This is a genomic window from Mesorhizobium sp. M8A.F.Ca.ET.021.01.1.1 (genome assembly GCF_003998025.1).
In the GTDB taxonomy this organism is placed as follows: domain Bacteria; phylum Pseudomonadota; class Alphaproteobacteria; order Rhizobiales; family Rhizobiaceae; genus Mesorhizobium.
This window is the reverse complement of sequence record NZ_RZSJ01000849.1, coordinates 1-1827: the sequence shown is the minus strand read 5'-3', so window position 1 is coordinate 1827 and position 1827 is coordinate 1. Positions and strand designations below refer to the sequence as shown.

At 64.0% G+C, this 1827-nt stretch carries 2 protein-coding genes; both read left to right on the top strand.

Translation table 11 applies throughout. The features are described from left to right. On the top strand, window positions 1–1559 hold a 1559-nt coding region (locus EOA36_RS34700; RefSeq protein ID WP_145969490.1), incomplete at its 5' end, for a nitrite/sulfite reductase. Next, window positions 1534–1827: phosphoadenosine phosphosulfate reductase family protein (locus EOA36_RS34695; protein ID WP_148669443.1), on the top strand; the 294-nt coding region annotated here is incomplete at its 3' end. The genes EOA36_RS34700 and EOA36_RS34695, both read left to right, overlap by 26 nt.

Sequence of the window (1827 nt, the reverse complement as noted above, 5' to 3'; positions counted from 1 at the left end):
CGCTCAGGCTGATGAACGGCGTTTACCTGCAGCTGCACGCCTATATGCTTCGCATCGCCGTGCCCTACGGCACGCTGAACGGCAAGCAGTTGCGCATGCTCGGCCACATCGCCCGCAAATACGACAAGGGCTACGGCCATTTCACCACGCGCCAGAACATCCAGTTCAACTGGCCGGCGCTGTCGGACATTCCGGCGATCCTGGCGGACCTGGCCAGCGTCGAGATGCACGCCATCCAGACCAGCGGCAACTGCATCCGCAATGTCACCGCGGACCATTTTGCCGGCGCTGCCGCCGACGAGGTCGCCGATCCGCGCCCCTATGCGGAAATCCTGCGGCAGTGGTCGTCGGTGCATCCGGAATTCTCGTTCCTGCCGCGCAAATTCAAGATCGCGGTGACGGGAGCCGAGCGCGACCGCGCCGCCATCCAGACGCATGACATCGGCCTGCACCTGAAGAAGAACGCCGCTGGCGAACTCGGCTTCGCCGTCTATGTCGGTGGCGGCCAGGGCCGCACGCCGATGGTGGCGCGCAAGATCCGCGACTTCCTTCCGGAAGCCGATCTTCTGTCCTACTGCACGGCGATCCTGCGCGTTTACAATCTCTATGGGCGCCGCGACAACAAGTACAAGGCGCGCATCAAGATCCTGGTGCACGAGACCGGCGCCGAGGAAATCACCCGGCAGGTCGAGGCCGAGTGGCAGGAGTTGAAGGATGCGGAACTGAAGCTGCCTGAGGCGGACATCCGCGCCATCGAGGCCTATTTCGCGCCGCCGGCGCTGGCCGGGCGTCCGGAAGGCGACGCGGCCGTCAAGGTGGCGCGGTTGGATTCCAAGGGCTTCTCGGACTGGCTCGACCAGAACGTGGTGACGCATCGCCATCCCGATTATGCCGCGGTGACGATTTCGCTCAAGGGCATCGGCGAGGTACCGGGCGATGCGTCGGACAGCCAGATGGAAGCGGTCGCCGACATCGCCGAGAAGTACGCCTTCGACGAGTTGCGCGTCAGCCACGAGCAGAACCTGATCCTGCCGCATGTGGCGCGCGCCGACCTGAAGGCCGTCTATGACGCGCTGGTCGACATCGGGCTGGCAACGGCCAATTCCAACCTGATCTCGGACATCATCTCGTGCCCGGGCCTCGATTATTGCGCGCTGGCGACGGCGCGTTCGATCCCGATCGCGCAGGAAATCTCGCAACGCTTCGCCTCGCTGGAGCGGCAGCGCGAGATCGGCGAATTGAAGCTCAAGATCTCCGGCTGCATCAATGCCTGCGGCCACCACCATGTCGGCCATATCGGCATCCTCGGTGTCGAGAAGAAAGGCTCCGAGCTCTACCAGGTGACACTCGGCGGTTCGGCCGACGAGAACACCTCCGTCGGCGAGATCATCGGCCGCGGCTTCTCGTCGGAAGAGATCACCGACGCCATCGAGACGATCGTCGATACCTATCTCGGCCTTCGGCTCAACCCACAGGAAATATTCATCGACGCCTACCGCCGTGTCGGTCCCGCGCCGTTCAAGGAGGCGCTCTATGCTGGCGAAGCCAAGGCCGCTTGACCGTATTGCCGACGTCGAGGACGGCGCCGCCGCCAAGGCGGCGGGCCTCGATGCGCTCTATGGCCATTTGAAGCCGCTTGAGATCATCGAACGTGCGGCCAGGGACCTGTTCCACGACGAGATCGCCGCCGTGTCTTCGTTCGGCGCGGATTCGGCGGTGTTGCTGCACATGATCGCGGAGATCGACCGCACGCTACCGGTCATCTTCCTCGATACCGGCAAGCATTTCGAGGAGACGCTCGGCTATCGCGACGCGCTGGTCGCCGAT